This window comes from Stenotrophomonas sp. SrG, assembly GCF_050031795.1.
GTDB classification, from domain to species: Bacteria; Pseudomonadota; Gammaproteobacteria; order Xanthomonadales; family Xanthomonadaceae; genus Stenotrophomonas; species Stenotrophomonas rhizophila_A.
In genome coordinates this window covers 1-334 of the sequence record NZ_JBNBBE010000058.1, presented here as the reverse complement: position 1 = coordinate 334, position 334 = coordinate 1, and the positions used below count along the sequence as shown (strand labels likewise).

The following is a 334-nucleotide window of genomic DNA, read 5'->3' as shown; positions in this document are numbered from 1 at the left end:
ACCGAGTTGGGCGCCGCACCGGCCAGGCCGGCAACTCCGGCGGCCGCGGCCGACAAGCACTAATCCGAGAATACCATGGGTCGTTACATTATTGATCGCCCCATCATCGCGTGGGGGATTTCTATCATCATCATGCTCGCCGGTGCGCTGGCGGTGCTCAAGCTGCCGGTGTCGTTGTACCCGGAAGTGGCACCGCCCGCCGTAGAGATCAGCGCCTCCTACCCGGGCGCATCGGCCAAGGTGGTCGAGGACTCGTTGACCCAGATCATCGAGCAGAACATGACGTGCATCGATGGCGTGATCTCCTTCTCCTCCAACAGCTCGGCCAACGGCA

At 62.6% G+C, this 334-nt stretch carries 1 protein-coding gene; it reads left to right on the top strand.

What is annotated here, in order from left to right; translation table 11 throughout:
* Window positions 1–75: 75 nt before the first annotated feature.
* Window positions 76–334, top strand: a 259-nt coding sequence (locus ACQG3P_RS18955; RefSeq protein ID WP_426805898.1) for an efflux RND transporter permease subunit, incomplete at its 3' end; no start/stop codon positions are given.